Here is a 25,815-nt window from a genome sequence, read left to right on the forward strand (position 1 = left end):
TCGGCCAGCAGACCGGTGACCGATGAGTGCGCGCCCGACCGCTCAGCGGACCGCCAGCATCACGTCGACCACCGTGTCCAGCAGCAGATCCACCTGCGGCTCGGCGTAGCCCCCGCGCTGCGGAGCGAAGGAGACGGTGCGCACGTCGTCCACGGTCAAGACCGAACCGTCTCGGAAGTAACCCGAGATGCGGTCGGCGAAAGCGTCGACCTGGCGAATGGTGTAGCCGGTCGTCAGCACGCCCGCCCGGGTGAAGCGCTCGCGCGGAGCCCGGGCCAACCGATTCACGATCTCCTGGGCGCTCGCCCGCGCATCCGAGAGCCAGGCCTGCTCGCCGTGCGCCGCGATGGCGTACTGCCGCTCGCGCATCGCGAAGGCGTCCTCGAGGCGCTCCAGCGCCGCGTCCACATGCGGCGCCGAATAGCCGCCCTTGCGCAGAGTAAAAGCAGTGTGGCGCAGGTCGGCCGCGCGGAGATCCGCCGGACCTCCGGAGAGCTGCGAGTAGGCCACCCGGGCGGAGGCGAGGAAGGAGTCGACCTCGCCCATGTCGTAGCCGAGACGGGACTCGCGGGCTCGGGGGAAGGGAGCGGTCATCCCGACATCATGCCAAGCCACAGGTCGGGAGCAGAATCGGCGCGCCTCGCGGGAGCTTCGAGTCGGCTCAGCGCTCAAAGACGAAGTACAGCACGTAGGCCGCGGCGGCCGAGGGCAGGATCGAGTCCAGGCGGTCGAGCACTCCCCCGTGGCCCGGCAGCCACGAGCTCATGTCCTTGATCCCGATGTCGCGCTTGATCAGCGACTCCGCTAGGTCCCCGAGGGTCGCCGTCAGCAACACGACCGCTCCGAAGATCGCGCCGACCCACCACGGCTGTCCGAGCATCAGCAGGGCGAGCAGGACACCGACGACGATGCCCCCGACCGCCGCCCCCGCGAAGCCCTCCCAGGTCTTCTTCGGACTGATCCGAGGCGCCATCGGATGCTTGCCCCAGGTCAGTCCGCTGATGTAGGCGCCAGTGTCGACAACGATCACCAGCACGAGGAACGCGAACGCCCAGAGCTGACCGCCTGGCTCGGCGACCAGGCGGATCGCGAAGGCGCCGAGGAAGGTGGTGTAACCCTGCACGAAGGCGCCGAGCCCGATATCGAGGGCGAGGTCACGCCGGCTGGAGGTTGTGCGCTGAAACAGCTGCTCGCCCAGGCGCCAGACGCCGACGAGGGCCGCGCCGCCGAGCACCGCCGCCCACGCCGCCCCGAGACCCCCGTAGTAGGCGGCCGGCACCGCGACCACCGCCGCGGTCGCGGTCGGAATGCGCGGGATGTCACGACCGGCATGCCGCAGCGCGTTTGACAGCTCCAGCGCCGCGAGCAGGACCAATACCCCCGCGAGCACCATGAAGAGTTCCTTGACCACCAGCAGGCTGACGACCATCGCGCCGCCGCCGATCAGTCCGATCGCGGTCGCCGATACGAGGTTCCGGCCGGAGCGAGCGGTCAGGCGGTCGTTTGTCGCCTCGAGCTGAGCCCGGGTCGCCTCGAGCTGGCGCTCGACGTCTGCTCGGCCCTGCTGGGCGCGTGCGCGCAGCGCATCCCTGGTGACCATCCGGGGTCCCCGGGCACCCGGGACGCGCGGAGACGGTCTCTTCTCCCCGCCCTCGGGTTCTTCGGGGATCTCGGCCACCGCTACACCTCGAGCAGTTCGGATTCCTTGCGCTTGAGCGCCTCGTCGATCGCGTCGACGTGCTGCTTCGTCAGCGCCTCGAGCTCCTTCTCGCCGCGGGAGAGTTCGTCGTCGCCGATGTCACCCTTCATCGCGTCGAGGTCGTCCTTGCCCTTGCGGCGGATGTTGCGCACCGCGATCTTCGCGTCCTCGGCCTTGGTGCGCACAATCTTCACGAACTCCTTGCGGCGCTCCGCGGTGAGCTCCGGCAGGGTCACCCGGATCAGCGTGCCGTCGTTCGTCGGGTTCGCGCCGAGATTCGGCATGTCCCGGATCGCCTGCTCGATGTCGCGCAGCGAGCCCTTGTCGTACGGCGTGACGAGGAGCGTGCGCGCCTCCTGGTTCTGCAGCGAGGCGAGCTGCGAGAGCGGCGTCGGCGTACCGTAGTAGCTCACCAGCACCTTCTGGAACATGCCGGGATTCGCCCGCCCGGTGCGGACCGTGGAGAAGTCCTCCTTGGCGACCTCGACGGCCTTGCCCATCTTGGTCTTCGCGTCGGCCAGTACATCCGAGATCACAGGGAACTCCTTAAGAGAGGGAAATGGTCAGTCTAGTTCGAGACGAGCGTGCCGAGATCGGCGCCGCGGATGGCCTTCGCAACGTTGCCGGAGGGCTCCATCCCGAAGACCTGCATCGGCATCCCGTTGTCCATGCAGAGGCTGAACGCGGTGGAGTCAACGACCTTGAGGCCGCGCTGGAGCGCCTCCTGATAGGTCAGCGTGTCCAGCTTCTTCGCCTCGGGTGTGGTGCGCGGGTCGGCGTCGTACACCCCGTCCACGCCATTCTTCGCGACGAGCACCACGTCGGCGTGCGTCTCGAGTGCACGCTGGGCGGCGACCGTGTCGGTCGAGAAGTACGGAAGCCCGGCGCCTGCGCCGAAGATCACGACGCGGCCCTTCTCCATGTGCCGGATCGCCCGGCGGGGGATGTAGGGCTCGGCGACCTGGGTCATCGCGATCGCCGACTGCACGCGGGTCTCTGCGCCCGCCTGCTCGAGGAAGTCCTGGAGAGCGAGAGCGTTCATCACCGTGCCCAGCATGCCCATGTAGTCAGCCCGACCGCGGTCCATCCCGCGCTGGGAGAGCTCGGCTCCACGAAAGAAATTGCCGCCCCCCACGACCACGGAAATCTCCACCTCGGTGGCGGCATCGGCGATCTCGCGGGCGAGGGCGCTGATCACATCGGGATTGACGCCGAGCGTACCGGCTCCGAACGCCTCCCCCGACAGCTTCAAAAGTACCCTGCGGCGCTTACCTGTCGTCATCGCATCCGTCTGCGTCATGGACGTTTCCTCCCGTAGACCCGTACAAACTTATCCCGCCCGGAGCGGGCCCCGCGACCACGCGCGGAGCTGCCCCGGGCAGAGCGAAGGGAGCCCGGGACGACTGAACGACCCGGGCTCCCTCCTGCAGTGCTGTTAGGCGCCGACCTTGAACCGGGCGAAGCCCGACACGGTCAGGCCCGCATCGCTCAGGACCTTGCTGACGGAGAGCTTGTTGTCCTTCGCATAGTCCTGGTCGAGCAGGGCGACCTGCTTGAAGTACGCGTTGACGCGGCCCTCGATGATCTTCGGCAGGGCGGCCTCGGGCTTGCCCTCGCCGCGCGAGATCTCCTCGACAATGCGGCGCTCGGTGTCGACCTCGGACTGCGGAACGTCCTCGCGCGAGAGGTAGGACGGGTTCGCGAACGAGATGTGCTGGGCGACGGAGCGCGCGGTCTCGGCGTCCTCGCCCGCGTAGCCCAGGACCACGCCGACCTGCGGGGGCAGGTCCTTATTGGTCTTGTGCAGGTAGATCGCGAAGTTCTCGCCCGAGACGGACGCCACGCGGCGCAGCTCCACCTTCTCGCCGAGGATCGCGGCCTCATCGTTGATGAGGTCGGCCACGCTCGTGCTGTCGGCGGGGGCCGCGAGGGCCTCCTCGACCGTGGTAGACCTGGCGGCGACGACCGCGGCCAGCACAGCGTCGGCGAGGGCAATGAACTTGGTGCCCTTGGCGACGAAGTCGGTCTCACAGGCGAGCTCGATCATCGTGGCGACGCCGTCCTTCTCGGCGGCGGCGACGAGGCCCTCGCTCGTGGAGCGGTCGGCGCGCTTCGCGTTGCCCTTGGCGCCCTTCAGGCGGAGGATCTCGACCGCCTTGTCCAGGTCGCCGTCGGCCTCGACGAGCGCGTTCTTCGTGTCGACCATGCCGGTACCGAGCTGCTCGCGCAGCGTCTTGACGTCAGCGAGGCTGAAATTGGCCATGTTCTCGGAACTCCTCTTGGTTCGGAAACTCTGCGGCGCCCTCACGCGCGGCGGCGGGCTCTCGACGAGCCCAGCACACCGAGGTGACGGCGCTTCTTACTCGTGGTGAACGTGCACCGAGCGAGCGGGGGCCGGACGACCGCGGGCGCGGCGTCCGACCCCCCCCGTCACGGAGCGGGGTGTCAGGCGGTGGCGGTCTCGTCAGTCGACGTCGCGTCGGCGGCGGCCTCGGGGGCCTCCTCCTCCTCCTCCTCCGCGGCAGGGCTCTCGGCCTCGGCGACGGCCTCGTCGACCGTCGCGGCCTCGGCGTCCTTCTCGGTCTCCGCGCCGGCCTGCTCGTTCGGCTCCTGCACATCGGCGGCAGCGGGGGCGTCGGTGTCCGCGGGGGTGTCGGTGTCCGCGGCGGCGGGAGTGCCCGTGGAGAGCAGCTCCTGCTCCCACTCGGCCAGCGGTTCGACGGCGGAGACGTTGCCCTCTGCCTCGGGCTTCTGGTGGCGCTGGATGAGACCCTCGGCCGCGGCGTCGGCGACGATGCGGGTGAGCAGGCTCACCGAGCGGATCGCGTCGTCGTTACCCGGAATGGGGTACTGGACCTCGTCCGGGTCGCAGTTCGTGTCGAGGATGCCGATGACCGGGATGCCCAGCTTCTTGGCCTCGTCGATCGCGAGGTGCTCCTTCTTGGTGTCGACGACCCAGAGGGCCGACGGCGTCTTCGAGAGGTTACGGATTCCGCCGAGCGACTTGTGCAGCTTGTCGAGCTCGCGCTTTTTGATGAGGAGTTCCTTCTTGGTGAAGCCGCTCTTCGACGTGTCGTCGAAGTCGAGCTCCTCCAGCTCCTTCATGCGGGCGAGGCGCTTCGAGACCGTCTGGAAGTTGGTCAGGAGGCCGCCGAGCCAGCGCTGGTTCACGTAGGGCTGGCCCACGCGGGTGGCTTGCTCCGAGATCGCGTTCTGCGCCTGCTTCTTGGTGCCGACGAAGAGAATGGTGCCGCCGTGGGCGACCGTCTCCTTGACGAAGTCGTAGGTCTTGTCGATGTAGGCCAGCGACTGCTGGAGGTCGATGATGTAGCTGCCCGAGCGCTCGGTCAGGATGAAGCGCTTCATCTTCGGGTTCCAGCGACGCTTCTGGTGCCCGAAGTGGACGCCGTTGTCGAGCAGCTGGCGCATGGTGACGACTGCCATGAGTCGTTCTCCTTGTCTCGGGGCCTGGGCGCACGACGGCGCCGAACTCCCGCTCGGTTGTCTGCGACGGCCGGTCGGCACGTCGCCCTAGCGCCCGGCGCGCTCCCGCCCCGGCCGCGTGAGCGGAGAGGGACCGTGGGGAGCGGAGGCCGAATGGGCGCGCGTAGTCACCCCGACGAGCGAGATGCTCCGAGAATCCTAGCACCACAACGGCCGCCTCCCCCGCCGCTGCGGGAGGGCGGCCGTGGCCTTCCGGAGTCGGGCCCTACTTGCGCGCCGACTTCATCACCGTGCGGATGTGCAGTGTGTCCATCTCCTCCAGCGAGCGGCCCTTGGTCTCGGGCACGAACATGAAGACGAAAACGAACGAGATCGCCGCGAACGCCGCGTAGAGGCCGTAGGCGAGGGTGAGCGACACGTCCTGCGAGAGGACCGGGAAGGTCACCGTGATGACGAAGTTCGCGATCCACTGGGCGGAGGCGGCCAGACCGAGCGCCGCGGCGCGGATTCGGTTCGGGAAGATCTCGCCAAGGAGCACCCAGACCAGCGGGCCCCAGGTGGCACCGAAGAACACGACGAACGCGTTGGCCGAGACCAGCGCGATCGGACCCCAGGCGCCGGGTAGCGAGACGTCGTCGCCGCTGATCGTCGACTGACTGAAGGCGACCGCCATCAGCGCGAGCGAGACCGCCATGCCCGCCGAGCCGACCAGGAGCAGCGGCTTCCGGCCGACCTTGTCGACCAGGAAGATCGCCACGAAGGTGACGACGACGTTGACTATCGAGGTGAAGACCGAGATCGCGAACGAGTTCGACTCGTCGAAGCCGACCGCGCTCCAGAGCGAGGTGGAGTAGTAGAAGATCACGTTGATGCCCACGAACTGCTGGAACACCGAGAGCAGGATTCCGACCCAGACCACCGGGAGCAGACCGAGCGCAGGCCCGCGCAGGCTGGAGCGCTTGGCGTTCTCGGCGTCCTCGTCGATCTTCTTTTGGATGTCCGCGAGGGCCTCGTCGACCTCGTCGCGCGGGGTGACCGTGGCGAGCACCGCGCGAGCGTCCTCGGAGCGACCGCGCGTCGCGAGGTAGCGGGGCGACTCCGGGAGGGTCAGCGCCAGGAGACCGTAGATCACCGCGGGCACGGCGCAGGCGATGAACATCCAGCGCCAGGCGACCACGCCGAACCAGAACGGCTCGGAGGCGCCGTTCGCGCCGTTCGCGATCAGCGTGTCCGAGAGCAGGGCGGCGAAGATGCCGAGCGTGATCGCTAGCTGCTGCAGGGAGGCGAGCGCGCCGCGAATCGCCTTCGGCGCGATCTCTGAGATGTAGGTCGGCGCGATCACCGACGCGATGCCGATGCCCAGGCCCCCGACGACGCGCCAGAGCACGAGGTCCCAGACTGCGAACGCCACGCCGGCGCCGATGGAGGAGATGAAGAAGAGGGCGGCGCCGAGCAGCATGACCCTGATGCGGCCCCAGCGGTCGGCCAGGCGGCCGGCTAGGTAGGCGCCGAGGGCGCAGCCGAGCAGTGCGGAGGCGACCGCGAAGCCGATCAGCGCTGCCGAGAGCTTGAACTCGCCCTGGACCGCTTCTACGGCCCCGTTGACTACCGAGGAGTCGAAGCCGAAGAGGAAGCCGCCGACCGCCGCTGCGATCGCGAGGCCGATCACCTTCCTCTTTAGCTTCGCCGCCGAGGGATTCGGGATGTCCGCTCTCCCGCTGGTCGTGTCAGCTCGTCCGCTGGTCATGGTCTTCTCCGATTCTCGCCGCCGGTCGGTGCGGGGTGCCGCTCCCGAGCCGGGTCACCGGCACGTTACTCCCCGCCGAGCGACCGCCGAGACGGGTTGCGCTCCCGCCGCCGCCGATATCCTCCCTCCACAGCAGTGCCCCGAGGGCGCTTCTCCCCCGGTCACGAGGGGTGCAGCCCCTGACGGCTTCCGACCCGCGAGGGTGGCTGCATGATCCGTTCACCGCTCCTGCGCCCGGGCGTGTTCGCGCTCGTCGCGTTGCTCGCCACCGCCCTCGTCCCCGCGCCGTCCATTGGCGTGTCTGCACCGCGCTGGGCCTCGCCTGTCGCCGTCTTCTCGGTTACCGCACCGTGGGGCGCTCCAGCCAACCGGTTTGCCGCTGGCCACCGCGGGATCGACCTCGCCGCCGCCCCCGGGCAGTCGGTGGTCGCGGTCGCCGCGGGGACGGTGTCGTTCGCGGGGAGGGTGGTCGACCGAGCCGTCGTGAGCATCGCGCATGCGAACGGGCTGGTCTCGACGGTCGAGCCGGTGGACGCGTCGGTCGCGACGGGTCAGGTTCTCGCCGCGGGGCAGCCGATCGGAGTGGTGGGAGCGGGCGGCCACTGCGACGGCCGGTGCCTGCACCTCGGTGCGCGCGAGGGTGGGGAGTACGTGTCGCCGATGCGGTTCTTCGGCGGCATACCGAGAGCGGTGCTGCTGCCGATGGATGGGGAGGCGCGTGGTGCTTCCCCCGGCGTAGGCGCGGGCGCGGCAAAGGATTTGGCCTTGGGGTCGGGCTCGGGAGTCGGCTCGGTTGCGGGGCCGGGTTCAAGCGCGGGGGTGGGCCAGGCGATAGGCGTCGCGGATGCGCTCGGTCGAGACGTGGGTGTAGATCTGCGTAGTGCCCAGGCTCGCGTGACCGAGCAGTTCCTGCACGGCACGGAGGTCCGCACCCCCGTCGAGCAGGTGAGTCGCCGCAGTGTGGCGGAGGGTGTGCGGGCCGGAGGGGCCGGAGCCCTGGCCACCGTCGAGCAGGCGTGCTACGACTCCATACACCGTGCGGGGGGTCAGCCGAGCGCCTCGACGTCCGAGCAGGAGGGCGCGGGTGCCGTCACCGGCGGCAAGCGCGGGCCGGGCGCGCTCAAGGTAGACGACCAGAGCCTCCTTCGCGGGCACACCGAACGGGACGACCCGCTGCTTCGCGCCCTTCCCGGTCACGAGCACAGTCAGCCGGCTCAGGTCGACGTCGCCCACATCGACAGCGACCAGCTCCGAGACGCGAATGCCCGAGGCGTACAGCAGTTCGATGATCGCGAGGTCCCGCAGTGCCACCGGATCCTCCGTCGCCCCGCGTGCCGCGACCGCGTCGAGCACCTGCTCCGTCTGCGGAAGAGTCAGCACACGCGGGAGGGACCGTCCGGCCTTGGGCGACTTAAGCCGGGCGGCGATGTCGGTCGGCAGCCGCTCGGTCCGCTGCGCCCAGGAGGAGAAGGAGCGGACGGCGGCCGTGCGCCGGGCGAGCGTCGCGCGCGCGATGCCCGACTCCGACTCCCGCCAGAGCCAGTCTCGCAGCAGCTCGAGGTCGAGCTCGGCGGTCAGGAGCTGACTCTTCTGCTCCGCGTGGGCGACGAGCCGGGCGAGGTCGGAGCGGTAGCCCTTCGCCGTGGCGGGCGAGAGCGAGCGCTCGTCGAGGACGTAGCGGAGGAAGTGCTCGACGGAGGCGGCGAGCGTCTCGCCGCTCATGAACCGTCCGGCATCCGCGACCAGAAGTCGATCCGCCCCTGCTCGTCGAGCTGTTCGAGCCGCTCCGTCAGGTCGGAGCCAAAGCGCGTCGCGATCGGTGCTGGCGCGGTGGGGACGAACGACGCGGCGACGGTTTCGGGGTGGACATGGACGAGGGAGAGGCTCTGTGCGCCGTCGATGCCGGCGAGTTCGCGTTCGGGTGCCCCGAGGTCCATTGTGTAGCTGGTGGCGCCGGCGACAAAGACGGGCACGCCCGCGAAGCTCGCCGCCGTCGCGTAGTGCAGGTGCCCACCGAGGATCGCTCGGACGTCCGTGCCGCGCACGACCGCCTCCAGCCGGTCGATCCCGCGCAGCTCGAGCACCGTCATCGCGCCCAGCGGAGTGGGCAGCGGCGGATGGTGCAGGGCGAGGATCGTGCCGAGCGGCGCGGGAGCGGCGAGCTCGTCCTTCAGACCGGCGAGCTGCGCGTCGGTGAGGTCGCCGTGGTGGAAGCCGGGGACCGCGCTGTCGAGCGCGATCAGCCGGAGTCCACCGAGGTCCACGACCTGATCGACCGGCCCTGCGCCGGCCGGGTCCTGGTCGAGGAGCACCCGGCGGAACGCTCCGCGCTCGTCGTGGTTGCCCATCACCCAGACGATCGGGCACCCGTGCCGCTTCGCCACTGGGTCGAGCTGCGCGCGCACCCGCCGATAGGCGTCCTCTTCGCCCCGGTCGGCGACGTCCCCGGTGACCACGATCGCGTCCAGGCGTCCGCCGCGCTCGACGAGCCGCTCTGCCGCCCGTGAGAGCCGAGCGACCGTGTCGACCTTCCCGTAGAGGAGAGCCCCCTCGGCCAGCAGATGCATGTCGCTGAGGTGCGCGATCACCCTGTCGGCCGCGCGGAAATGCCCGAGCTGCGGGCGCTCCCCGCCGTGTCCTGCTGCCGTGGCGTCCATGCCGCTCCCCTCGCCGATGCGTCTTCAGCGTAGGGCGGACCGCCGACAGCGCCGCTGTGGCGGAGCCGGTCATCCGGATGACCGCGTCCACTCCCCGTTGTCTGATCGGCTGACCACGCCGTCGGCGAGAAGCGTTCCTAAGGCCGCCAGCGTGTCGTCGAGAGTCTCGCCGGAGGTGCGAGCCACTGTCGCGGCGTCGCGGAAAGCGCTGCCCGTCAGCGCTTCGAGGATCCTGGTCTCACGGCCCGTCACGGCCCGCACCGACTCCTCCGCTGCGTTGCGGCCGAGCAGTTCGAGCACCTCCGGCGGCGACGTGACGCAGGTCGCCGCGTACTCGCGCAGGAGGCGGTGGCAGCCAACGGAGGAGGCGCTGGTGACCGGGCCGGGCACCGCGCCGAGCGGGCGCCCGAGGGCGGCCGCGTGGCCGGCAGTGTTCAGCGAACCGGAGCGCGCGCCGGCCTCGACGACGACGGTGGCCGCAGTCGAGGCGGCAATGAGGCGGTTGCGCTGCAGGAAGCGCCAGCGGGTGGGGGTGGTGCCGGGCGGGACCTCGGTCGCGACGGCGCAGCCGGGGGTCGCGATGATGCGCTGGAGGAGGTCGGCGTGGGCCGTCGGGTAGAGGCGGTCCGCTCCTCCGGCGAGGAAGGCGACGGTGCACCCTCCGGAGCCGAGGGCGGCGCGGTGCGCGACGGCGTCGATCCCAAAGGCACCGCCCGAGACGATGCAGACGCCGCGGGTCGCGACGCCGGCGGCGAGCTCGGCGGCGACGTGCTCGCCGTAGCCGGTCGCGGCGCGGGCGCCGACGAGGGCGAGACGGTCCAGAGGGTCGAACGCGGCCGGATCGCCGCGCAGCCAGAGCAGCAGCGGGGCGTGCGGGCCGAGGTCCTCGAGCGCGTCGGGCCAGCCGGGAGTGTCGGGCAGGAGCAGACGTGCGCCGAGGTGGCCGGCGATCTCCACCCGGCGGAACAGGAGCCTGCGATCCAAGCGCGGGCGCCACCGAGCCAGCCCCGAGTGCAGAGCCGCGACCTCCGAGTCGAGGGGCGCCACCTGTGCGGTCCCCTCGGCGAAGGGGCCGGCGGGTGAGGCCGCGAGGATGTCGGCGGCCGAGGAAGCGGAGACGACGTGAGTGAAGGCTTCCGCGGCTCCGACCCGCTCGACGAGGAGGGCGGCCACGGAGTCGCCTGGCTCGGTCAACGAACTCCAGGCGCACCGGGCGGCAGCATCGACCAGCACGTCCGGCACCGCGAGCGCGCCGGCAGACGCCACGGTGGCGGCGATAGCGGTGGAGGCGGCGTCCACTCCATCCGTACCCCCGTCCCCGTCGATGCCGACGTCGGCATCCGCACCGCCGTCAAGCAGGTCCGGCACCAGCAACCGCCGAACAGCCCGCAGCTCCGCGGCGTCGAACAACGCCTCAGGCCGGATCATGCGGCACCTCCGCGGAGGACGAGGGCGCGTGCTAGGTGGGCGGCTGTCGGGCGGGCGGCACCGTCCAGATCGGCGAGGGTCCAGCCCAGACGCAGGACACGATCGTAGCCCCGCATCGTCACGAGACCGCGCTCCAGAGCTTGGTCGAGCGTGCGGGACTCGGAGATCGTGGGGCGCAGGGCGTCCGAACGCAGCCACGCGCCGGCGACCTCCGCGTTGAGCATCCACGGCGTTGACGCCAGGCGGGCAGCGGCTCTCCTCCGGGCTGAGGTGACGCGGTCCCGCGCCTGCGCCGTCGACATCCCGGGGCAGTCTCGGCGGGCGGCGAGCTGGGCCGCCCCGATACGGCGGACCGTCAGCCGGATGTCAACCCGGTCGAGCAGTGGGCCGCTGAGCCGCGCGAGATAGCGGCGGCGCAGCGCGGGGGCGCAGGTGCACGTCTCGCCGGGGATGCCGAAGCGGCCGCACGGGCAGGGGTTCGCGGCGAGGACGAGCTGCACCCGCGCGGGAAATTCGGCGACGGCGTTCGCGCGGTGAATGCGGATGACTCCCGACTCAAGCGGCTGACGCAGGGCGTCGAGGGCCACGGAGGAGAATTCCGGTGCCTCGTCGAGAAACAGCACGCCGCGGGTGGCGCGGGCGACGGCCCCGGGACGGATACGACCGCTACCGCCGCCGACGATCGCGGCGGAGGAGGCGGAGTGGTGCGGGCTCTCGAACGGCGGCCTGCGCACCAGGGCGCCACCGGTGGCTGCGCCGACGAGTGAGCGCATGCAGGTGGCTTCCAGCGCGGCCTCGTCATCGAGGTCGGGGAGGATGCCCGGCAGTCGCGACGCGAGCATCGTCTTCCCCGCCCCCGGCGGACCGAGCAGGAACACATGATGTCCTCCCGCCGCTGCGACGACCATCGCCTCGGCCGCTTCCTCGTTGCCGACCACGTCGGAGAGGTCGGCGCCCGGCTCCGGCTCGAGGCCGACGGCGGGTACGGGCGAGACGTTCGGGAGCACGGGCACCTCCCACTGCGCCCCGTGCCAGACTGCGGCGGCGGCCAGAGAGGAGACCGCGATCACCTCGACGCCGTCGACCAGTTCGGCCTCAAGCCGATCCTCCACAGGCACCATCACCCGGCGCCGGCCCTCACGCACGGCGGCGAGCACGGCGGGCAGGACGCCCGGCACCGAGCGCAACCGGCCGTCCAGGCCGAGCTCGCCGATGTGCACGACCGCGGCGACGGACTCGGCGTCCACCTCGTGCAGGGCAGCCAGGGCGGCGAGGCCGATCGCCAGGTCAAAGGCCGAACCGTGCTTGGGCATGGCGGCCGGTGAGAGGTTGACCGTGATCTTGTACTCGGCGATGGTGCTGCCGGAGTTGACCGCGGCCGAACGCACCCGCTCCTTTGCCTGGGCGAGAGCCGCATCCGGCAGACCGATGATGACCATGCCGGGTGTCCCGTCGGCCGAGTGCGCCTCCACTCCGACCACGGCGCCCGTGAAGCCGACGAGGCCGACGGCCGATGTCCTTCCCAGGCCCATCACGCCACCGCCCTCAGGTGCCGAATCTGCGACGGCACTCCCCCGGGCGCCACGATGCCGACCGCGTCGATCCGCAGGTGCCGGGAGCGTTCGTGGTGCTCGTCGGCCCAGGCGTAGGCCAGGCGGCGCAGGCGCTGGGCCTTAGCGCGCGTGATGGCCTCGACCGGCAGGCCGTACCGCGTCGATGATCGCGTCTTGACTTCGACCACGACCAGCGCCGCACCGTCCCGGGCGACGATATCGAGCTCGCCCTCGCGAACCCGCCAGTTGCGGTCGAGAATCTCGAATCCGTTGTTTCTCAAGTGCGCCGCAGCGATTTCCTCGCCGCGCCGCCCCAATTCGTCCTTGTCCATGCGTCCTCCTGAGAGAACCGTGCCGGATACGGCGCTGGTGATGCACAGGCGACGGCGGTTCTGGGGAGGAAAAAGCCGATTCAGCTCCTGTGGAGGACGGATTGCGACAGCTGGAGAGTCCCTCTAACGACGGACGACAGCGCGCAACCCCTCCACCACAAGACGCCAGTCGGAGATTTCGTGATCGAGGCTCCGATGAAACGAGCGACCGGCTACACCCCGACGTCACACTCCGCGGGCCGCATGGTCACGAGGAAGACTAGGCCTTCCTCGCGAGCAGTGACATCACGAAGGAGCGCGACTCGTCCACCATGACGGAATTCGCATAGCTGCTGTGGACGTACATACCCTGGATAGTGTAGTTCGACTGACAGAAGTAATCGTCAGTCAAGCAGTAGGAGCGAACAATGGAGGACGTGTCGTTCTTCGAGGAGGGTAACGATGCTGCGACTGTCAATGACCCGTAGGGATTACCGTCCCAACCAGTCATTCCGTTCTTGGGCCCGCTGTCCGGCGCGTTCCACGGCTCGCCTCCGTGGTAGGACGGCGCACCGAACAGGACGACGGACCGGAGGTGCTTCTTGTCGTCCGCAGTGAGTCCGTAGTGCTGCCCCTGGTAGTCCGTGCCGGTGATCGCGGTTCGGACGACCTCGGCACCCTGCGAATAGCCGGCGAGGACGATGGGGGAATTCGGGCAGGATCGGGCCAGGTCCTGCACCTCGAGAACGAGATTCTTCGCGCCGGTGTTGACGCTCTCGAAGTAGGCGTTGAGGTCCCCGGGATTCACCATGTTCGCAGGATATTTCAGACCTTCCGCGATGACGGGAACGTCTCGGTCACCCTGGAGACCGCCTGCCATCTTCTGGAGTACGCCACCCATGCCTCCCGATGCGTAGGTCCGATCACCGTGGGCCGAACCGCTGCCGGCCTGCTCCCCACTCCCGCGGACAGCGATGACGGTGGCGGAGCCGCACCGATTGCTCTCCTCGGCCGCGACCGCCGGCGTTGCCAGAGCGGCGGCCGACAGTGTCACGAGCAGTGCCGCCACTACTCGTCGGCGTCGCTGTTTTACTCCGGGTCCTGATTGTACTGTTGCTACAGACAGCATGAGAATCTCCTTTTCTTCAGAGTCGACCCTTCACTACCCGAGGAAACGCTCAGGATATGAATATGCTCAGGATAAGACATGGCCTTGACGTCGAGTAGTGAGCCGACAAGCACACGATAAGTCGTTCTTACTGAAAGAGGACTGACCGGCGCGATCGTGCAGACGGTGGCGCACCGCACCATTACTCCGCATTCGCAGAACCCGTATCGAGCCACCAAAGAAAGGGACGGAATGTCCATACAGTGGCGGGGAAGTTAACCAGCCCGAAAGAGAGGACGACGTGTGCACAAGGAGACGGGGTACGCGGACGCCGTCTTGAGGGGGCCATCGACACCCCGGTGGGCTCGCCACGCGAGTCGACGTCGCCTGCTCAAGCGCGCACACCATCCGCAGGACCGTCGCCGCCGCGGGTACTCGCACCACGACTCACTCGTCGAGCGCGAGCTCCTTGGGGAGCTCGAACTCCTTGCGGGAGAGCTCCTCGACGTTGACGTCCTTGAAGGTCAGCACTCGGACCGATTTGACGAAGCGGTCCGAGCGGTAGACGTCCCAGACCCACACGTCGCGCATGGTCAGCTCGAAGTAGAAGTCGTGCGCGGTGTCGCGGCGGACCAGCTCGACCTCGTTGGCGAGGTAGAAGCGCCGCTCGGTCTCGACGACGTATGAGAATTGCGAGACGACGTCGCGGTATTCCCGGTACAGTGCCAGCTCGACCTCGCGGTCATAGTCCTCGAATTCGTCCTCATCCATTGTTGGTCAATCCTACGCCGAGCCGGCGGGCTTGAACGCCGGGATCGGCTCCTCGGCGGCGTCGCGCGACTTCGACAGCCAGGTCACCCGGTGCAGGGGCGAGGGTCCGACCCGCCCGATTCCCGCCCAGTGCGCCGCGCTGCCGTAGCCCTTGTTGCTGTCCCAGGCGTAGTCGGCAAAGTCGTCGTGGTGCCTCACCATCTGTCCGTCGCGGCCCACCTTCGCGAGTACGGAGGCGGCAGAAACCGCAGCACAGTCGCGGTCGGCCTTCACCCGGGTGACGATGGTGAGTTCCGCAGCCCAAGAACCCAGCGCCGGCGTTAGCCAGTCGTGGGCGCCGTCCAGCAGGACGACCGCAGTGGCCAGGTCGACGCCCTGGTCGGCGAGCCGCTCGATACCCCGCGAGGCGGCGCGGCCGAGCCCGGCGATGATCCCGGTCTCATCAATCTCGTCGGCGGAGGACTCGCCGATCGCCCACGCCGCGACCCAGGTCGCCACGGCGGGCAGCAGAGCTTCGCGGCGGGCAGGCGACAGCATCTTGGAGTCACGGAGCCCCTCGGGGAAGCGCCCGCAGCGCCGCCCGATCGAGACGACTCCGACCGAGACCGGGCCCGCGATCGCGCCGCGGCCGACCTCGTCGCACCCGATGACCGTCTCGTAGCCCTGCCGGAACAGCCGGCGCTCCTGCGTCAGGGTCGGCTCGGCGACGACCACCTAGCTTTGCCCGCCGCGCGTGTCGTCCGAGTCCCCCTCGGAGGCCTCGATCTCGACTCCGCGGAACACCGACGGGTAGTCGTCGAGCCACGCCCACTGCTGCACGGGCCAGGTCACCAGGACGGCGCGCCCGACGACATGATCAATGGGCACAAAGCCGCCGCCGGGCTTGTCGGTGTTGTAGCGGGAGTCGGCGGAGTTGTAGCGGTTGTCGCCCATCACCCACAGAGAGCCCTCGGGCACCACGACGTCGAAGGGTGTGGCCGAGACGGCCTGCACGCCGTCGGGGAGCTTCACGTAGGGCTCGTTGATCGGGTTGCCGTTGATCTCCACCTGGCCCAGCGGAGTGCAGCAGGTCACCTGGTCGCCGGGCAGGCCGATCACCCGCTTGATCAGGTGGTCGTTGCTGTCAGGGGCGGTGAGCCCTACCAGAGCGAGAGCGGAATCGACGGCGGCCTGGAACGGTGGCACGGAAGGCTCGGAGCTCGGCGAGAGCCACCCACCCGGGTCGCGGAAGACGACGACGTCGCCGCGCGAGATCGGGACGACTCCGGGCACGAGCTCGTTGACGAGGATGCGATCGTTCTCGACGAGTGTCTGCTCCATCGAGGACGACGGGATGTAGAACGAGCGGATGAGGAAAGTCTTCACGAGGAAGGAGACCAGCACCGCAACCACGACGATGACCACCACATCGCGGAAGAAGAGCACGACGCCTCGGCGCTTGCGCGGCCGATTCTCGGACGGATCCGCCGAATGTCGTGCGTGCTCCTGGTCACCGGGGAGACGGACCGGGGCCGTGCTGTCTGTCATCGCTCGCCGTCGCCCCTACTTGTGCATCACCGGGTGAACTCCCCGGACGGATCGCCCCCGGGAAACGGAGGAACCCCGGTCCATCATAGGTGGACCGGGGTTCCTCGGAAGTCGAGCGAATGCCGCTCAGGCGTCGCGCTTCTCCTTGATCTTGGCCTTCTTGCCACGCAGGTTGCGGAGGTAGTAGAGCTTCGCGCGACGCACGTCACCGCGGGTGACGAGCTCGATGTGGTCGATGACCGGCGAGTGTACCGGGAAGGTACGCTCGACGCCGACCTGGAAGCTCACCTTGCGAACCGTGAAGGTCTCGCGGATGCCCTCGCCGGAGCGGCCGATGACGACGCCCTGGAAGACCTGGATGCGCGAGCGGCTGCCCTCGACGATGTTGACGTGGACCTTGACGGTGTCGCCGGCACGGAAGTCCGGGACATCGCTGCGGAGGGAAGCCGCATCGACGGAATCGAGGATGTGCATGCTGTATCGCTCTCCGTGCCCGCCACAGGTCGAGCACCGTTTGGTTGATGGAAGTCGGTGATGCGCCCACGTCGTCGCGGCTCCCCTGTGGCAGAGCCTGCGCGAGGCACAAGCGCTCATTCTGCCATGCCGCGCGGATCCGCGTCAAAGTGGGCCAGGCAGCGTCGATGCGCGGCTCGACCGCCCACCCGGTCACACGACGATCGTCTGTCCGTCCTGCGGGCGCTCGGGGTCGAAGCCCTCCGCCGAGACGGGTCGCGAGCCGCCCTCCGTCTGCACGACGGCCGCCTGGGAAAAGGCAAGGAGGGTGGCGCGAGCGTCGATGAGGAAGCGCCGGATCGAGTACCAGAACGCTGCGACTCCGAGGACCACCGAGAGCAGTCCCAGGGCCGCGCCATCGGGAGGGAAGAATCCGAACGCGATCAGGGACAGGTGCCAGGCTCCCATGACGGCCACATCACCCCAGGCGGGAGTCCGGGTCGGGCGCACCGTCACCCGGAAAGCGATGATCCCGGCCACGACAGCCAGCGCGACCGCCAGAATGGGGAGGGCGATCAGCAGGGCGAGAACGGTCCAGCCGCTCGCTCCCCCGAAGAGGCCGTAGCCGAGGAAGATCCAGAGGGGCAGCACGATCGCCGCTGGAAACTGCCAAGAACCGAATGCCCGTCGCGTGCGCATGCACCGACCGTACCCACCACCGCTGAGCAACGGCTCAGCGGACGCCGAGAGGATCAGGATGATCGAGCTACGCACCCCCGCTGAGATCGAGGAGATGCGTCCTGCCGGCCGCTTCGTCGGGGAGGTCCTGAGGGCCACGTCCACCGCCGCCGCCGTGGGCGTGAACCTGCTGGAACTCGATCGGCTCGCGCACGAGATGATCCGTGCCGCTGGCGCCGAGTCCTGCTACATCGACTATCACCCCTCCTTTGGCGCGAGCCCGTTCGGCAAGGTCCTCTGCACCTCCGTCAACGATGCCGTCCTGCACGGCCTCCCGTTCGACTACCGGCTGAAGGACGGCGACCTGCTGACCCTCGACTTCGCCGCCTCCGTGAACGGATGGGTGGCCGACTCCGCGATCAGCGTCGTCGTCGGCACGCCCCGCGATGAGGACCTTGCGCTCATCGACACCACCACCCGGGCGCTGGAGGCCGGCATCGCCGCCGCGCAGCCCGGCAAGAAGATCGGCGACATCTCCGCCGCCATCGCGGCGGTCGCGCGCGCCGATGGCCTCTCGATCAACACCGATTTCGGCGGTCACGGCGTCGGCCGCACGATGCACGGCGATCCGCACATCGCCAACGATGGGCGCGCCGGCCGCGGCTACCCCCTCCGCCCGGGTCTGGTCATCGCGATCGAGCCGTGGTTCCTGCAGAGCACGGACGAGATCTACACCGACAAGGACGGCTGGACGCTGCGCAGCCGCGACGGTTCGCGGGGCGCGCACCTGGAGCACACAATCGCGATCACCGAGACGGGGAACGTCGTCCTCTCCGCCCGCGAGTGAGACTGCGGGCCTGCCGCTGCTGGCGCTGCTCCTGCGCCGTCTGAAGCAGCGAATCCGGGAGCTGCGGCTCGCACAGACCAGGGGCTCCGGCTCGTCGCGATCGCGTCGGCGGCGTGAGTGGCGGCCCTCGGCCTCACCTGCTGGCAGCCGCTGACGGCGTCCGGCGCGACCACGCTCGGCGTCGCTACGGTGGTCGTGGTCGCCTTCGTCGTTGCGGCGATCCGTACCTCACGCGAATGGAGGCCACCGCGTGAGCCGGCTGCACCGCCGTCCCCCGGCCCTCTCCCCCTCGCCCCCCTCGCCCCCCCCTGAACGACTCCGCGAGATGCCACTTGTGACGACGACACGCCGGAGCGAGGCGTCACAAGTGGCATCTCGCGGCGGGTTAGGGCAGCAGGTCGGGGCGGATGCGACGGGTGCGCTCGTGGCTCTGCTCGCGGCGCCAGGCGGCGATCGCTGCGTGGTTGCCGCTGAGCAGCACCGGGGGGACGTCGAGTCCGCGCCAGGAGGCGGGCTTGGTGTAGCTCGGGTACTCCAGGAGCCCGTCGGAATGGCTCTCCTCGACCAGGCTCGCCGGGTTGCCGACGACACCGGGGACGAGGCGTCCGATGGCCTCGATCATCGCCATGACGGCGACTTCTCCCCCGTTGAGGACGTAATCGCCGAGGCTGACCATCCGCACCCGGGCACGCGCTGCGGTGTGGTCGATGACGCGCTGGTCGATGCCCTCGTAGCGGCCGCAGCCGAAGACGAGCGAGGACTCCTCCGCCAGCTCGCGAGCGGTCGCCTGGGTGAAGAGTTCGCCGGCGGGCGAGGGGAAGATCACCACGGGGTCCTCCGCCGACTCCAGGATCGAGTCGAGAGCCTCGCCCCACGGCTCCGGGCGCATCACCATGCCGGCGCCGCCGCCGTAGGGCGTGTCGTCGACGGTGCGATGCCGGTCGTGGGTGGAGTCCCGCAGGTCATGCACGCCGAGCTTGATGAGCCCGCTCTGCCGCGCGCGACCGAGCAGACTGATATCGAGCACGCCGAAAAACTCCGGGAAGATCGTGACGATGTCGATCCTCACGGCCGGGGCTCCTCCTCGGAGGAGGCGGGGTCGTCGATGGGGGCGGCAGCGCTCAGCGTCGGGTCGGCGAGATCGACCCCGCTGAGGTCGACCGCCGCGGGCTCCTGCTCCGGAGCCTCCTCGAAAAGGCCGATCGGAGGGGTGACCGTGACGATCCCCGAGGCAGCATCGACGGAGGGCACGATCGCGTTCACGAACGGCACCATCACTTCGCCGGAGGGAGTGCCGACGATCAGCAGGTCCTGCGCCGGGAAGTGGTCGACGCGGCGCACGGTGCCGACCTGGACGCCGTCGCGCACGACCTTCATGCCGACCAGCTGGTAGTCGTACCAGGAGTCGTCCTCGCCCGGCTGGGTCTGCACCTCCTCGTCGATCCAGAGGATCGCCTTGAGGAGGGTCTCGGCGGCGTTGCGGTCCTCCACGCCCTTGAAGAACGCGACGGGGTGACTGTTGTACCAGCGCAGTTCGACGAGTTCGAGCTTCTTCCCATGCCATTCGGAGGTGCGGGGCACCTGCAACGTGAACGTGGATCCGGGGGTGAAGCGCTTGTCGGGCTCATCGGTGTAGAGCTCAAGCTTGATCGCGCCCTTGAGTCCGTGGGCCTTGGTGAGTCGGGCGACGCGAAGCTGCGTCGTGCCCGGTCCGGTGACCGACACCTCTACTTGTCGGTGTCGACGACGTCGACCCGCACGCGGCGGCCGTCGGCGAGAGCGGCGACGAGAGTGCGGACGGCTTTGGCGGTGCGACCGGAGCGTCCGATCACGCGGCCGAGGTCCTCGGGGTGCACACGCACCTCGAGGACCTCTCCGCGCGGGGAGCTCGTGGCCACGACACGGACCTCGTCGGGGTTCTCGACGATCCCCTTGACGAGATGTTCGACGGCGGGAGCGAGCACGGACTACGCCTCGATGGAGGTCTCGTCGGCGGTGTCCGCGACCGGGGCGACCTTGGCCGGAGCCTCGGACTTCGGCTTGAGGACGGGCTTCTTCTTCGCGTCGACGACGAACGGAGCCTTGGGCTCCTTCACCTGGACGGTGCTGACGGCGTCGGCGTCGCCCTGGAAGCGGCCCCAGTCGCCGGTCAGCTTGAGGATCGCGGCGACCTGCTCGGTCGGCTGCGCGCCGACTCCAAGCCAGTACTGCGCACGCTCCGAGTCGACCTGGATGAACGAGGGCTGCTCGGTGGGGTGGTACTTGCCGATCTCCTCGATCACGCGACCGTCGCGCTTGGTGCGCGAGTCGGCGACGACGATGCGGTAGTAGGGCGCCCGGATCTTACCGAGGCGCTTCAGACGAATCTTGACAGCCACAATTCTCCTGTGTGGTCGTTGACCGGTGTCCGGTCGATGATGGATGAACTGAGCCGTGAGCGTGGGGGCACACCCGGCGGAAGCTCGAGGGGGTTTCGTCGGCGGTGAGTAGAGGGTCGACCGCCTCGGACCCGACGGATCATTCTGCCAGAAAAACCGCGCCGGTGCGGGCCGGCACGCCGCCGCTCCCACCGGTCCCCCGAGAGCGCGGGACGGGGCTAAGAGCGACTGCGCCGGGGATCGGCGCCCGCTCTGCCCGCAGGTGCGAGGATATCGGGGCGCGTCCCGATCGGCGGACGCCCGGATCCGATGAGGACCACGCCATGAAGATCAGCTTCGCCGCGTCCGACCGCTCCACCCTCGGGATCGAGTGGGAGGTGGCGATCGTCGATCGCCAGACAGGTGATCTGGCCAATGTCGCCGACGTCGTACTGGAGGCACTGCGCGGCGAGGACGGCGCCCCGCACCCGCGGATCACCGGCGAGCTGCTGCGCAACACGGTCGAGCTGGTCTCGGGCGTGCACACCCGAGTCCGCGACGCGGTCGCCGATCTCCGGGACCAGCTGGAGCAGGTGCGCGAGATCACCGACCCGATGGGACTGGATCTGGTCTGCTCGGGTACCCATCCGTTCGCGCAGTGGTTCGACCAGACCATCACCGATAAAGAGCGCTATCACCGCCTCATCGACCGGACCCAGTGGTGGGGGCGGAACATGATGATCTGGGGCATCCATGTGCACGTCGGCATCGAGCATCGCGATAAGGTGCTGCCGATCCTCAATGCGCTGCTCGGTTACTACCCGCACCTGCAGGCGCTCTCGGCGTCCAGCCCGTTCTGGGGTGGAGTGGACACGGGATACGCGTCGAACCGCGCGCTGATGTTCCAGCAATTACCCACGGCCGGCCTGCCTCCACAGTTCGGCGCCTGGGCAAACTACGAGGAGTACGTCGACGACATGATGCGCACCGGCGTCATCGACGACCACACCGAGGTTCGCTGGGACATCCGCCCCTCCCCGCAGTGGGGGACGCTCGAGATGCGCGCGTGCGACGGCCTCTCCTCCGCTGAAGAAATCGGAGCCGTCGCGGCGCTGATCCAGTGCCTCGTCGAGCACCTGTCCTCGCGCCTGGACGCCGGCGAGGACCTGCCGACGATGCAGCCCTGGTTCGTGCGCGAGAACAAGTGGCGCGCGGCCCGCTACGGGCTCGACTCCGAGATCATCCTGAATGCGGCAGGAGCGGAACGGCCCGTCACCGACGACATCCGCGACCTCCTGGTGACTCTCGCGCCGGTCGCCGAGCGCCTGGACTGCGTGCACGAGCTGGCCGATGTGGAACTCATCCTGGTCGCGGGAGCGAGCTACCAGCGCCAGCTGCGAACCGCCGCGACCAACCACGGCGATCTGAAGGCGGTCGTCCGTGCGCTCGCGGGAGAGCTGCGCGACGGACTCCGGGACCCGCGCGCATGAGGCGGCCCGCCCGTCTCACCGCCGCCGCGATCGGCGGGCTCGCGCTCGGACTCAGCGGCTGCTCCGCCCCGTCCTCGCCGATCAGTCCGGCGACCCCGTCCGCCTCGGCCACTGCGTTGTCGGCCGTGCCCGCGGATCCGGTGCCGCTCTCCCTCGGCGGCTCTCTGCCCGCCGGCTCCCGCGTCACCGTCGTCGGCGACAGCATCGTGCGCGGTCTGAACGTCGACGCGGAGCAGGCCTGGCCCGCTCTCGTGGGCGACGACTTCGGCTGGGACGTTACCGACCTGGGCTGCGACGGCGGCGGGTTCATCGAAGTGGGCGACTGCGGCCTCGCGATCGGCGACCGTGCGGCGGAGATCGCGGACACGCAACCGGACGCGATCGTGCTGATCGCCAGCAGCAACGACCTGGACTGGGAGCCGGAAGAGGTGGACGCTGCGATCGGTCCCGCCGTCCAGGCGATCGCGGCTGCCTCACCCTCGGCGCGGTTGATCGCGATCGACTCGGTCTGGGGCCCTGACCCGCGGCCGACCGATCTCGACCAGTACGACGCGGGTCTGATCGACGCTGTGACGGCCGCGGGTGGGGACGCGCTGGAGTACCCGGATCCGCTGAACGAGGACGGGCTGCTGGGCGATGACGACGTGCATCCGACGGTAGAGGGCCACCGGGTGCTCGCGCACGCCTTCGAGGTCGCCGCCGAGAAGTCGGGGCTAGCGCGCCCGGTGCCGACCGACCAGCGCGCGACAGACGCTCCGGCGGACTGACGCAGGGTCGGGGCGGCGTCGGCACGGCGGTCAACGCCGTACCCAACCGACTCCCCGGCGATTCACTGTGTGGCGCTGTTCTTCCCGTCCCGCCACCCGAGCAGGTCACGCACGGGGGCGAGGTCGATGTCCGGCCCCGTGATGCCGAGCGTGAACAGGGTCGCACCGAGATCGAACTGCTGATCGAGCACGTCGAAGGAGGCGTCGCCGACTCCGCCGCGGACGCTCGCGCCGGTCGAGATCTCGATCGCGGCCGGATCGCGCTCGACCCGGGCGCACCACTCCGCGAGAACGCCGAGCTTGCGCTCGAGGGTCGGAATGTCCGAGAAGCTGTGCCAGATGTCGGCGTGCTCGGCGACGATCCGCAGCGTCTTCTTCTCGCCGCCGCCGCCGATCATCACCGGGATGTCGCGCGTCGGTGCGGGATTGAGCATCGACCAGCGGCTGCGGATGCGCGGCATCGCCTCGGCGAGCCCGTCCAGGCGCGAGCCGGCGGTGCCGAACTCGTAGCCGTACTCCTCGTAATCGCGCTCGAACCAGCCGGAACCGATGCCGAAGATCAGGCGGCCCTCTGCGCCCTGGGCGCTGATGTGATCGACCGTCCGGGCCATGTCGGCGAGCAGGTCGGGGTTGCGGTAACTGTTGCAGGAGACCAGCGGGCCGAACTCGATCCGGCTGGTCTGCTCGGCCCAGGCCGCGAGCATGCTCCAGCCTTCAAAGTGCAGGCCGTTCGGCTCCCCCGACAGCGGGAAGAAGTGGTCCCAGTTGAAGGCGATGTCGACGCCGAGATCCTCGATCTCGGCGAGGGTGTCTCGGATGACGTCGTAGGGGACGTGCTGAGGGGCGATTTGGACGCCGATGCGGACGTGGCGCGCGTGTGCGGTTGTCATGCCTTCACGCTAGCGAGCGGTTGGACGCCCGGGGAGCCCACTCCTGCGGCTAGGTTCCGCTCCTACTCCCCCGCCGGGTCCGGCGAGGTCGATGGCGCCTCATCGCTCGTGGAGCGAGCGAGCGCGACCACGGTGGCGCCTCCGTCATCGAACAGGCGCAGCCGCCCACCATCGAGCGAGGCCGCCGCAGCCTCCGAGAAGATTCGCGGCAGAGCGACGCCGTCGCAGGCGATGAGTGTGCTCGGGCCGGCCGATACCGAGAGCGCGCCCTCGCCGTCGATCGACCACTCCCCCTGCGCGCCGTTGCAGCCATCGGAGCCGGTCCAGGTGCCGTCCCCCGCGATCAGGAGGAATGGCACGTCGGGAGCGTCGGAGGATATGCCGGTCACCCAGCGCCCGACCAGCTCGTCGGGCGAGGGAGCCGCCATCGCCTCCCTTCCCGATCCCCCGGCGCAGCCGGTGAGACCGAGCACGGCGACGACCGCGAGGATCGCGCCCGTGCGCCGCCTCATCGGCCGAGGAGCTTCTGCAACTGCTCAAGCTCCTCCGGCGTGGGCTGTGCACCCTTCGCGCCGCCACCGCCCAGGCCGAAGCCGGAGCCGCCGGCATCACCCGCGCGGGGGCCCGCTGTGATCGCCGCGTTCTCGGCGGCACGCTTGGCCGGGTTGCCGGACTTGCTGCTCTTTTTCTTCTGCGGCTTGGGGCGGCCCTGGTAGCCGGCGCCGGGCACCGGGCCCATTCCGGGGACGGAGGGTATGCCGCCCTTCGCGACCGTCTTCATCATCTTCGCGGCCTGCTCGAAGCGCTGCACAAGCTGGTTGACGTCGGTGACGCTCATGCCGGAGCCGCGGGCGATGCGGAGGCGCCGAGAGCCGTTGAGCAGCTTCGGGTTCACCCGCTCCGCTTTCGTCATCGACTGGATGATCGCCTCGGTGCGCACGATCTCGCGCTCGTCGAACTGGTCGAGCTGCTCGCGCATGCCCTTCGCGCCGGGCAGCATGCCGATCATCTTCTTAATCGAGCCCATGTTGCGCAGCTGCTGCATCTGACCGAGGAAGTCGTCGAGCGTGAACGTGTCGCCCATGATCTTCTCGGCGATCTTTCGCGCCTCGTCCTCGTCGAACGCGGCCTGCGCCTGCTCGATGAGGGTGAGCACGTCGCCGAGGTCGAGGATCCGGCTCGCCATCCGGTCGGGGTGGAACTGCTCGAAGTCATCCAGCGACTCGCCGGTGGAGGCGAAGAGGATGGGACGGCCGGTGAGCGAGGCGACCGACAGGGCCGCTCCTCCGCGCGCGTCACCATCGAGCTTGGACAGGACGACACCGGTGAAGTCGACGCCCTCCTGGAAGGCCTTCGCGGTCGCCACCGCGTCCTGCCCGATCATCGCGTCGATGACGAACAACACCTCGTCGGGGACGGTGACCCGCCGGATGTCGGCGGCCTGCTTCATCATGTCGGCGTCGACGCCGAGCCGTCCCGCCGTGTCGATGATGACGGTGTCGTACTGCTTGTCGGTCGCGAAGCGGATCGCGTTCTGCGCCACCTTCACCGGGTTCCCGACGCCGTTGCCCGGCTCGGGCGCGTAAACCGCGACTCCGGCCTGCTCGCCGACGACCTGCAACTGCTGCACCGCATTGGGGCGCTGGAGGTCGGCCGCGACCAGAAGCGGGGTGTGTCCGTCCTTGCCGAGGTACTTGCCGAGCTTGCCGGCGAGAGTCGTCTTGCCCGCGCCCTGGAGGCCGGCGAGCATGATGACCGTCGGCGGGCGCTTGGCGAACTCCAGGCGACGGGACTGCCCGCCGAGGATCGCGACGAGTTCCTCGTTGACGATCTGGACGACCTGCTGCGCCGGGTTGAGCGCCTTATTGACCTCGTCGCCGAGGGCGCGCTCGCGCACCCTCCCGGTGAACTCCTTCACGACCTCGAGCGCGACATCGGCGTCGAGCAGGGCACGCCGGATCTCGCGGACGGTGCCGTCGACGTCCGAGGCCGACAGCTTTCCCTTCGTGCGGAGGTTCTTGAAGGTCTCGACGAGTCGATCGGAGAGGGTGCCGAAAGTAGCCATGATGCCCGGAATTCTACCGGAGC

General features: G+C 69.4%; 28 protein-coding genes and 1 pseudogene. 4 read left to right on the forward strand and 25 right to left on the reverse strand.

Features of this window, described 5'->3' with window-relative positions:
• Positions 1 to 42: 42 nt before the first annotated feature.
• The 7 genes from C1O28_RS06775 to C1O28_RS06805 all read right to left on the reverse strand — a co-directional run bounded on the left by C1O28_RS06775 (position 43) and on the right by C1O28_RS06805 (position 6,890).
• Complete coding sequence (locus C1O28_RS06775) at positions 43 to 594, reverse strand: DivIVA domain-containing protein (RefSeq protein WP_097165826.1); 552 nt, start codon at positions 592 to 594, stop codon at positions 43 to 45.
• Positions 595 to 661: 67 nt separating this feature from the next.
• Positions 662 to 1,600 (reverse strand): phosphatidate cytidylyltransferase, encoded by a 939-nt coding sequence (locus C1O28_RS06780; RefSeq protein WP_097165825.1) that lies wholly within the window; start codon positions 1,598 to 1,600, stop codon positions 662 to 664.
• 80 nt (positions 1,601 to 1,680) lie between these two features.
• On the reverse strand, positions 1,681 to 2,235 hold the full coding sequence (gene frr, locus C1O28_RS06785; protein ID WP_097165824.1) for a ribosome recycling factor: 555 nt from the start codon (positions 2,233 to 2,235) through the stop codon (positions 1,681 to 1,683).
• Positions 2,236 to 2,267: 32 nt separating this feature from the next.
• A complete protein-coding gene (pyrH, locus tag C1O28_RS06790) occupies positions 2,268 to 2,981 on the reverse strand; it encodes a UMP kinase (RefSeq protein ID WP_219812731.1) in 714 nt (237 codons plus the stop codon).
• Between the two features lie 153 nt (positions 2,982 to 3,134).
• Positions 3,135 to 3,962: a translation elongation factor Ts gene (gene tsf / locus C1O28_RS06795; RefSeq protein ID WP_097165822.1), complete on the reverse strand. Its 828-nt coding sequence runs from the start codon at positions 3,960 to 3,962 to the stop codon at positions 3,135 to 3,137.
• Between the two features lie 182 nt (positions 3,963 to 4,144).
• Positions 4,145 to 5,143: a 30S ribosomal protein S2 gene (gene rpsB / locus C1O28_RS06800; RefSeq protein WP_097165821.1), complete on the reverse strand. Its 999-nt coding sequence runs from the start codon at positions 5,141 to 5,143 to the stop codon at positions 4,145 to 4,147.
• Between the two features lie 265 nt (positions 5,144 to 5,408).
• Complete coding sequence (locus C1O28_RS06805; RefSeq protein ID WP_097165820.1) at positions 5,409 to 6,890, reverse strand: sugar porter family MFS transporter; 1,482 nt, start codon at positions 6,888 to 6,890, stop codon at positions 5,409 to 5,411.
• A gap of 210 nt (positions 6,891 to 7,100) precedes the next feature.
• Here C1O28_RS06805 and C1O28_RS16055 point away from each other — a divergent pair.
• Positions 7,101 to 7,538 (forward strand): annotated as a pseudogene (locus C1O28_RS16055) (murein hydrolase activator EnvC family protein); the annotation flags it as partial.
• Positions 7,539 to 7,697: 159 nt separating this feature from the next.
• Here the strand turns inward: C1O28_RS16055 and C1O28_RS06815 are convergent.
• From C1O28_RS06815 to C1O28_RS06865, 11 genes are all read right to left on the reverse strand, one after another.
• The gene (locus tag C1O28_RS06815) at positions 7,698 to 8,612 is read right to left on the reverse strand and encodes a tyrosine recombinase XerC (RefSeq protein WP_097165819.1); all 915 of its coding nucleotides are present in this window, start codon (positions 8,610 to 8,612) and stop codon (positions 7,698 to 7,700) included.
• The gene (locus C1O28_RS06820; RefSeq protein WP_097165818.1) at positions 8,609 to 9,547 is read right to left on the reverse strand and encodes a phosphodiesterase; all 939 of its coding nucleotides are present in this window, start codon (positions 9,545 to 9,547) and stop codon (positions 8,609 to 8,611) included. The genes C1O28_RS06815 and C1O28_RS06820 overlap by 4 nt, the downstream gene beginning before the upstream one ends.
• A gap of 69 nt (positions 9,548 to 9,616) precedes the next feature.
• Positions 9,617 to 10,975, reverse strand: a complete 1,359-nt coding sequence (gene dprA / locus C1O28_RS06825) for a DNA-processing protein DprA (RefSeq protein WP_097165817.1) — start codon at positions 10,973 to 10,975, stop codon at positions 9,617 to 9,619.
• On the reverse strand, positions 10,972 to 12,507 hold the full coding sequence (locus C1O28_RS06830) for a YifB family Mg chelatase-like AAA ATPase (RefSeq protein ID WP_097165816.1): 1,536 nt from the start codon (positions 12,505 to 12,507) through the stop codon (positions 10,972 to 10,974). The genes dprA and C1O28_RS06830 overlap by 4 nt, the downstream gene beginning before the upstream one ends.
• Positions 12,507 to 12,860 (reverse strand): YraN family protein, encoded by a 354-nt coding sequence (locus C1O28_RS06835; protein ID WP_097165815.1) that lies wholly within the window; start codon positions 12,858 to 12,860, stop codon positions 12,507 to 12,509. The genes C1O28_RS06830 and C1O28_RS06835 overlap by 1 nt, the downstream gene beginning before the upstream one ends.
• Positions 12,861 to 13,119: 259 nt before the next feature.
• Complete coding sequence (locus tag C1O28_RS06840; protein ID WP_097165814.1) at positions 13,120 to 13,968, reverse strand: cutinase family protein; 849 nt, start codon at positions 13,966 to 13,968, stop codon at positions 13,120 to 13,122.
• A gap of 426 nt (positions 13,969 to 14,394) precedes the next feature.
• Entirely contained in the window at positions 14,395 to 14,718 is a 324-nt protein-coding gene (locus C1O28_RS06845; protein ID WP_097165813.1) for a DUF2469 domain-containing protein, read from the reverse strand.
• A gap of 12 nt (positions 14,719 to 14,730) precedes the next feature.
• The gene (locus C1O28_RS06850) at positions 14,731 to 15,432 is read right to left on the reverse strand and encodes a ribonuclease HII (protein WP_097165812.1); all 702 of its coding nucleotides are present in this window, start codon (positions 15,430 to 15,432) and stop codon (positions 14,731 to 14,733) included.
• Complete coding sequence (lepB, locus tag C1O28_RS06855; protein WP_097165811.1) at positions 15,433 to 16,245, reverse strand: signal peptidase I; 813 nt, start codon at positions 16,243 to 16,245, stop codon at positions 15,433 to 15,435.
• 126 nt (positions 16,246 to 16,371) lie between these two features.
• Positions 16,372 to 16,719, reverse strand: coding sequence for a 50S ribosomal protein L19 (rplS, locus tag C1O28_RS06860; RefSeq protein WP_097165810.1), 348 nt, complete (start codon positions 16,717 to 16,719; stop codon positions 16,372 to 16,374).
• Positions 16,720 to 16,911: 192 nt separating this feature from the next.
• Entirely contained in the window at positions 16,912 to 17,397 is a 486-nt protein-coding gene (locus C1O28_RS06865) for a hypothetical protein (RefSeq protein ID WP_127821464.1), read from the reverse strand.
• Between the two features lie 58 nt (positions 17,398 to 17,455).
• Here C1O28_RS06865 and map point away from each other — a divergent pair, with 58 nt between their 5' ends.
• Positions 17,456 to 18,223 carry a type I methionyl aminopeptidase gene (gene map / locus C1O28_RS06870; protein WP_097165808.1) on the forward strand — a complete coding sequence of 256 codons (768 nt, stop codon included), beginning with the start codon at positions 17,456 to 17,458 and terminating at the stop codon, positions 18,221 to 18,223.
• Positions 18,224 to 18,608: 385 nt separating this feature from the next.
• Here the strand turns inward: map and trmD are convergent, their stop codons facing one another.
• Genes trmD through rpsP form a run of 4 tightly spaced genes read right to left on the reverse strand, consistent with a single transcriptional unit; the run spans position 18,609 to position 20,601 of the window.
• On the reverse strand, positions 18,609 to 19,292 hold the full coding sequence (trmD, locus tag C1O28_RS06875) for a tRNA (guanosine(37)-N1)-methyltransferase TrmD (RefSeq protein ID WP_097165807.1): 684 nt from the start codon (positions 19,290 to 19,292) through the stop codon (positions 18,609 to 18,611).
• Entirely contained in the window at positions 19,289 to 19,948 is a 660-nt protein-coding gene (gene rimM, locus C1O28_RS06880; RefSeq protein WP_097165806.1) for a ribosome maturation factor RimM, read from the reverse strand. The genes trmD and rimM overlap by 4 nt, the downstream gene beginning before the upstream one ends.
• A 2-nt stretch (positions 19,949 to 19,950) precedes the next feature.
• The gene (locus C1O28_RS06885; protein ID WP_055792605.1) at positions 19,951 to 20,187 is read right to left on the reverse strand and encodes an RNA-binding protein; all 237 of its coding nucleotides are present in this window, start codon (positions 20,185 to 20,187) and stop codon (positions 19,951 to 19,953) included.
• A 3-nt stretch (positions 20,188 to 20,190) separates the two neighbouring features.
• Positions 20,191 to 20,601 (reverse strand): 30S ribosomal protein S16, encoded by a 411-nt coding sequence (gene rpsP, locus C1O28_RS06890; protein ID WP_097165805.1) that lies wholly within the window; start codon positions 20,599 to 20,601, stop codon positions 20,191 to 20,193.
• 323 nt (positions 20,602 to 20,924) lie between these two features.
• Between rpsP and C1O28_RS06895 the strand changes: the two genes are divergently transcribed.
• Positions 20,925 to 22,070, forward strand: coding sequence for a glutamate--cysteine ligase (locus C1O28_RS06895; protein WP_097165804.1), 1,146 nt, complete (start codon positions 20,925 to 20,927; stop codon positions 22,068 to 22,070).
• On the forward strand, positions 22,067 to 22,837 hold the full coding sequence (locus tag C1O28_RS06900) for an SGNH/GDSL hydrolase family protein (protein WP_097165803.1): 771 nt from the start codon (positions 22,067 to 22,069) through the stop codon (positions 22,835 to 22,837). Before C1O28_RS06895 ends, C1O28_RS06900 begins: the two co-directional genes overlap by 4 nt.
• Positions 22,838 to 22,899: 62 nt before the next feature.
• Here C1O28_RS06900 and C1O28_RS06905 read toward each other — a convergent pair whose 3' ends face one another.
• The 3 genes from C1O28_RS06905 to ffh form a co-directional block, all read right to left on the reverse strand.
• On the reverse strand, positions 22,900 to 23,727 hold the full coding sequence (locus tag C1O28_RS06905) for an LLM class F420-dependent oxidoreductase (protein WP_097165802.1): 828 nt from the start codon (positions 23,725 to 23,727) through the stop codon (positions 22,900 to 22,902).
• A gap of 62 nt (positions 23,728 to 23,789) precedes the next feature.
• Positions 23,790 to 24,239 carry an META domain-containing protein gene (locus C1O28_RS06910; protein ID WP_097165801.1) on the reverse strand — a complete coding sequence of 150 codons (450 nt, stop codon included), beginning with the start codon at positions 24,237 to 24,239 and terminating at the stop codon, positions 23,790 to 23,792.
• Complete coding sequence (gene ffh / locus C1O28_RS06915; RefSeq protein ID WP_097165800.1) at positions 24,236 to 25,792, reverse strand: signal recognition particle protein; 1,557 nt, start codon at positions 25,790 to 25,792, stop codon at positions 24,236 to 24,238. Before ffh ends, C1O28_RS06910 begins: the two co-directional genes overlap by 4 nt.
• Positions 25,793 to 25,815: the final 23 nt, after the last annotated feature.

Source organism: Rathayibacter rathayi, from assembly GCF_004011095.1.
Lineage (GTDB): Bacteria > Actinomycetota > Actinomycetes > Actinomycetales > Microbacteriaceae > Rathayibacter > Rathayibacter rathayi.

What these genes read in the sequence shown, in the direction of transcription:
- C1O28_RS06780 (WP_097165825.1), bottom strand. Translation starts at nt 1,600, where the DNA reads ATGGTCACCAGGGATGCGCTGCGCGCACGCGCCCAGCAGGGCCGAGCA.
- C1O28_RS06815 (WP_097165819.1), bottom strand. Translation starts at nt 8,612, where the DNA reads ATGAGCGGCGAGACGCTCGCCGCCTCCGTCGAGCACTTCCTCCGCTAC.
- lepB (WP_097165811.1), bottom strand. Translation starts at nt 16,245, where the DNA reads ATGACAGACAGCACGGCCCCGGTCCGTCTCCCCGGTGACCAGGAGCAC.
- tsf (WP_097165822.1), bottom strand. Translation starts at nt 3,962, where the DNA reads ATGGCCAATTTCAGCCTCGCTGACGTCAAGACGCTGCGCGAGCAGCTC.
- C1O28_RS06865 (WP_127821464.1), bottom strand. Translation starts at nt 17,397, where the DNA reads ATGCGCACGCGACGGGCATTCGGTTCTTGGCAGTTTCCAGCGGCGATC.
- C1O28_RS06835 (WP_097165815.1), bottom strand. Translation starts at nt 12,860, where the DNA reads ATGGACAAGGACGAATTGGGGCGGCGCGGCGAGGAAATCGCTGCGGCG.
- C1O28_RS06905 (WP_097165802.1), bottom strand. Translation starts at nt 23,727, where the DNA reads ATGACAACCGCACACGCGCGCCACGTCCGCATCGGCGTCCAAATCGCC.
- C1O28_RS06845 (WP_097165813.1), bottom strand. Translation starts at nt 14,718, where the DNA reads ATGGATGAGGACGAATTCGAGGACTATGACCGCGAGGTCGAGCTGGCA.
- ffh (WP_097165800.1), bottom strand. Translation starts at nt 25,792, where the DNA reads ATGGCTACTTTCGGCACCCTCTCCGATCGACTCGTCGAGACCTTCAAG.
- C1O28_RS06830 (WP_097165816.1), bottom strand. Translation starts at nt 12,507, where the DNA reads ATGGGCCTGGGAAGGACATCGGCCGTCGGCCTCGTCGGCTTCACGGGC.
- C1O28_RS06900 (WP_097165803.1), top strand. Translation starts at nt 22,067, where the DNA reads ATGAGGCGGCCCGCCCGTCTCACCGCCGCCGCGATCGGCGGGCTCGCG.
- rpsB (WP_097165821.1), bottom strand. Translation starts at nt 5,143, where the DNA reads ATGGCAGTCGTCACCATGCGCCAGCTGCTCGACAACGGCGTCCACTTC.
- C1O28_RS06775 (WP_097165826.1), bottom strand. Translation starts at nt 594, where the DNA reads ATGACCGCTCCCTTCCCCCGAGCCCGCGAGTCCCGTCTCGGCTACGAC.
- dprA (WP_097165817.1), bottom strand. Translation starts at nt 10,975, where the DNA reads ATGATCCGGCCTGAGGCGTTGTTCGACGCCGCGGAGCTGCGGGCTGTT.
- C1O28_RS06910 (WP_097165801.1), bottom strand. Translation starts at nt 24,239, where the DNA reads ATGAGGCGGCGCACGGGCGCGATCCTCGCGGTCGTCGCCGTGCTCGGT.
- C1O28_RS06895 (WP_097165804.1), top strand. Translation starts at nt 20,925, where the DNA reads ATGAAGATCAGCTTCGCCGCGTCCGACCGCTCCACCCTCGGGATCGAG.
- C1O28_RS06820 (WP_097165818.1), bottom strand. Translation starts at nt 9,547, where the DNA reads ATGGACGCCACGGCAGCAGGACACGGCGGGGAGCGCCCGCAGCTCGGG.
- rplS (WP_097165810.1), bottom strand. Translation starts at nt 16,719, where the DNA reads ATGCACATCCTCGATTCCGTCGATGCGGCTTCCCTCCGCAGCGATGTC.
- C1O28_RS06805 (WP_097165820.1), bottom strand. Translation starts at nt 6,890, where the DNA reads ATGACCAGCGGACGAGCTGACACGACCAGCGGGAGAGCGGACATCCCG.
- map (WP_097165808.1), top strand. Translation starts at nt 17,456, where the DNA reads ATGATCGAGCTACGCACCCCCGCTGAGATCGAGGAGATGCGTCCTGCC.
- pyrH (WP_219812731.1), bottom strand. Translation starts at nt 2,981, where the DNA reads ATGACGACAGGTAAGCGCCGCAGGGTACTTTTGAAGCTGTCGGGGGAG.
- C1O28_RS06840 (WP_097165814.1), bottom strand. Translation starts at nt 13,968, where the DNA reads ATGCTGTCTGTAGCAACAGTACAATCAGGACCCGGAGTAAAACAGCGA.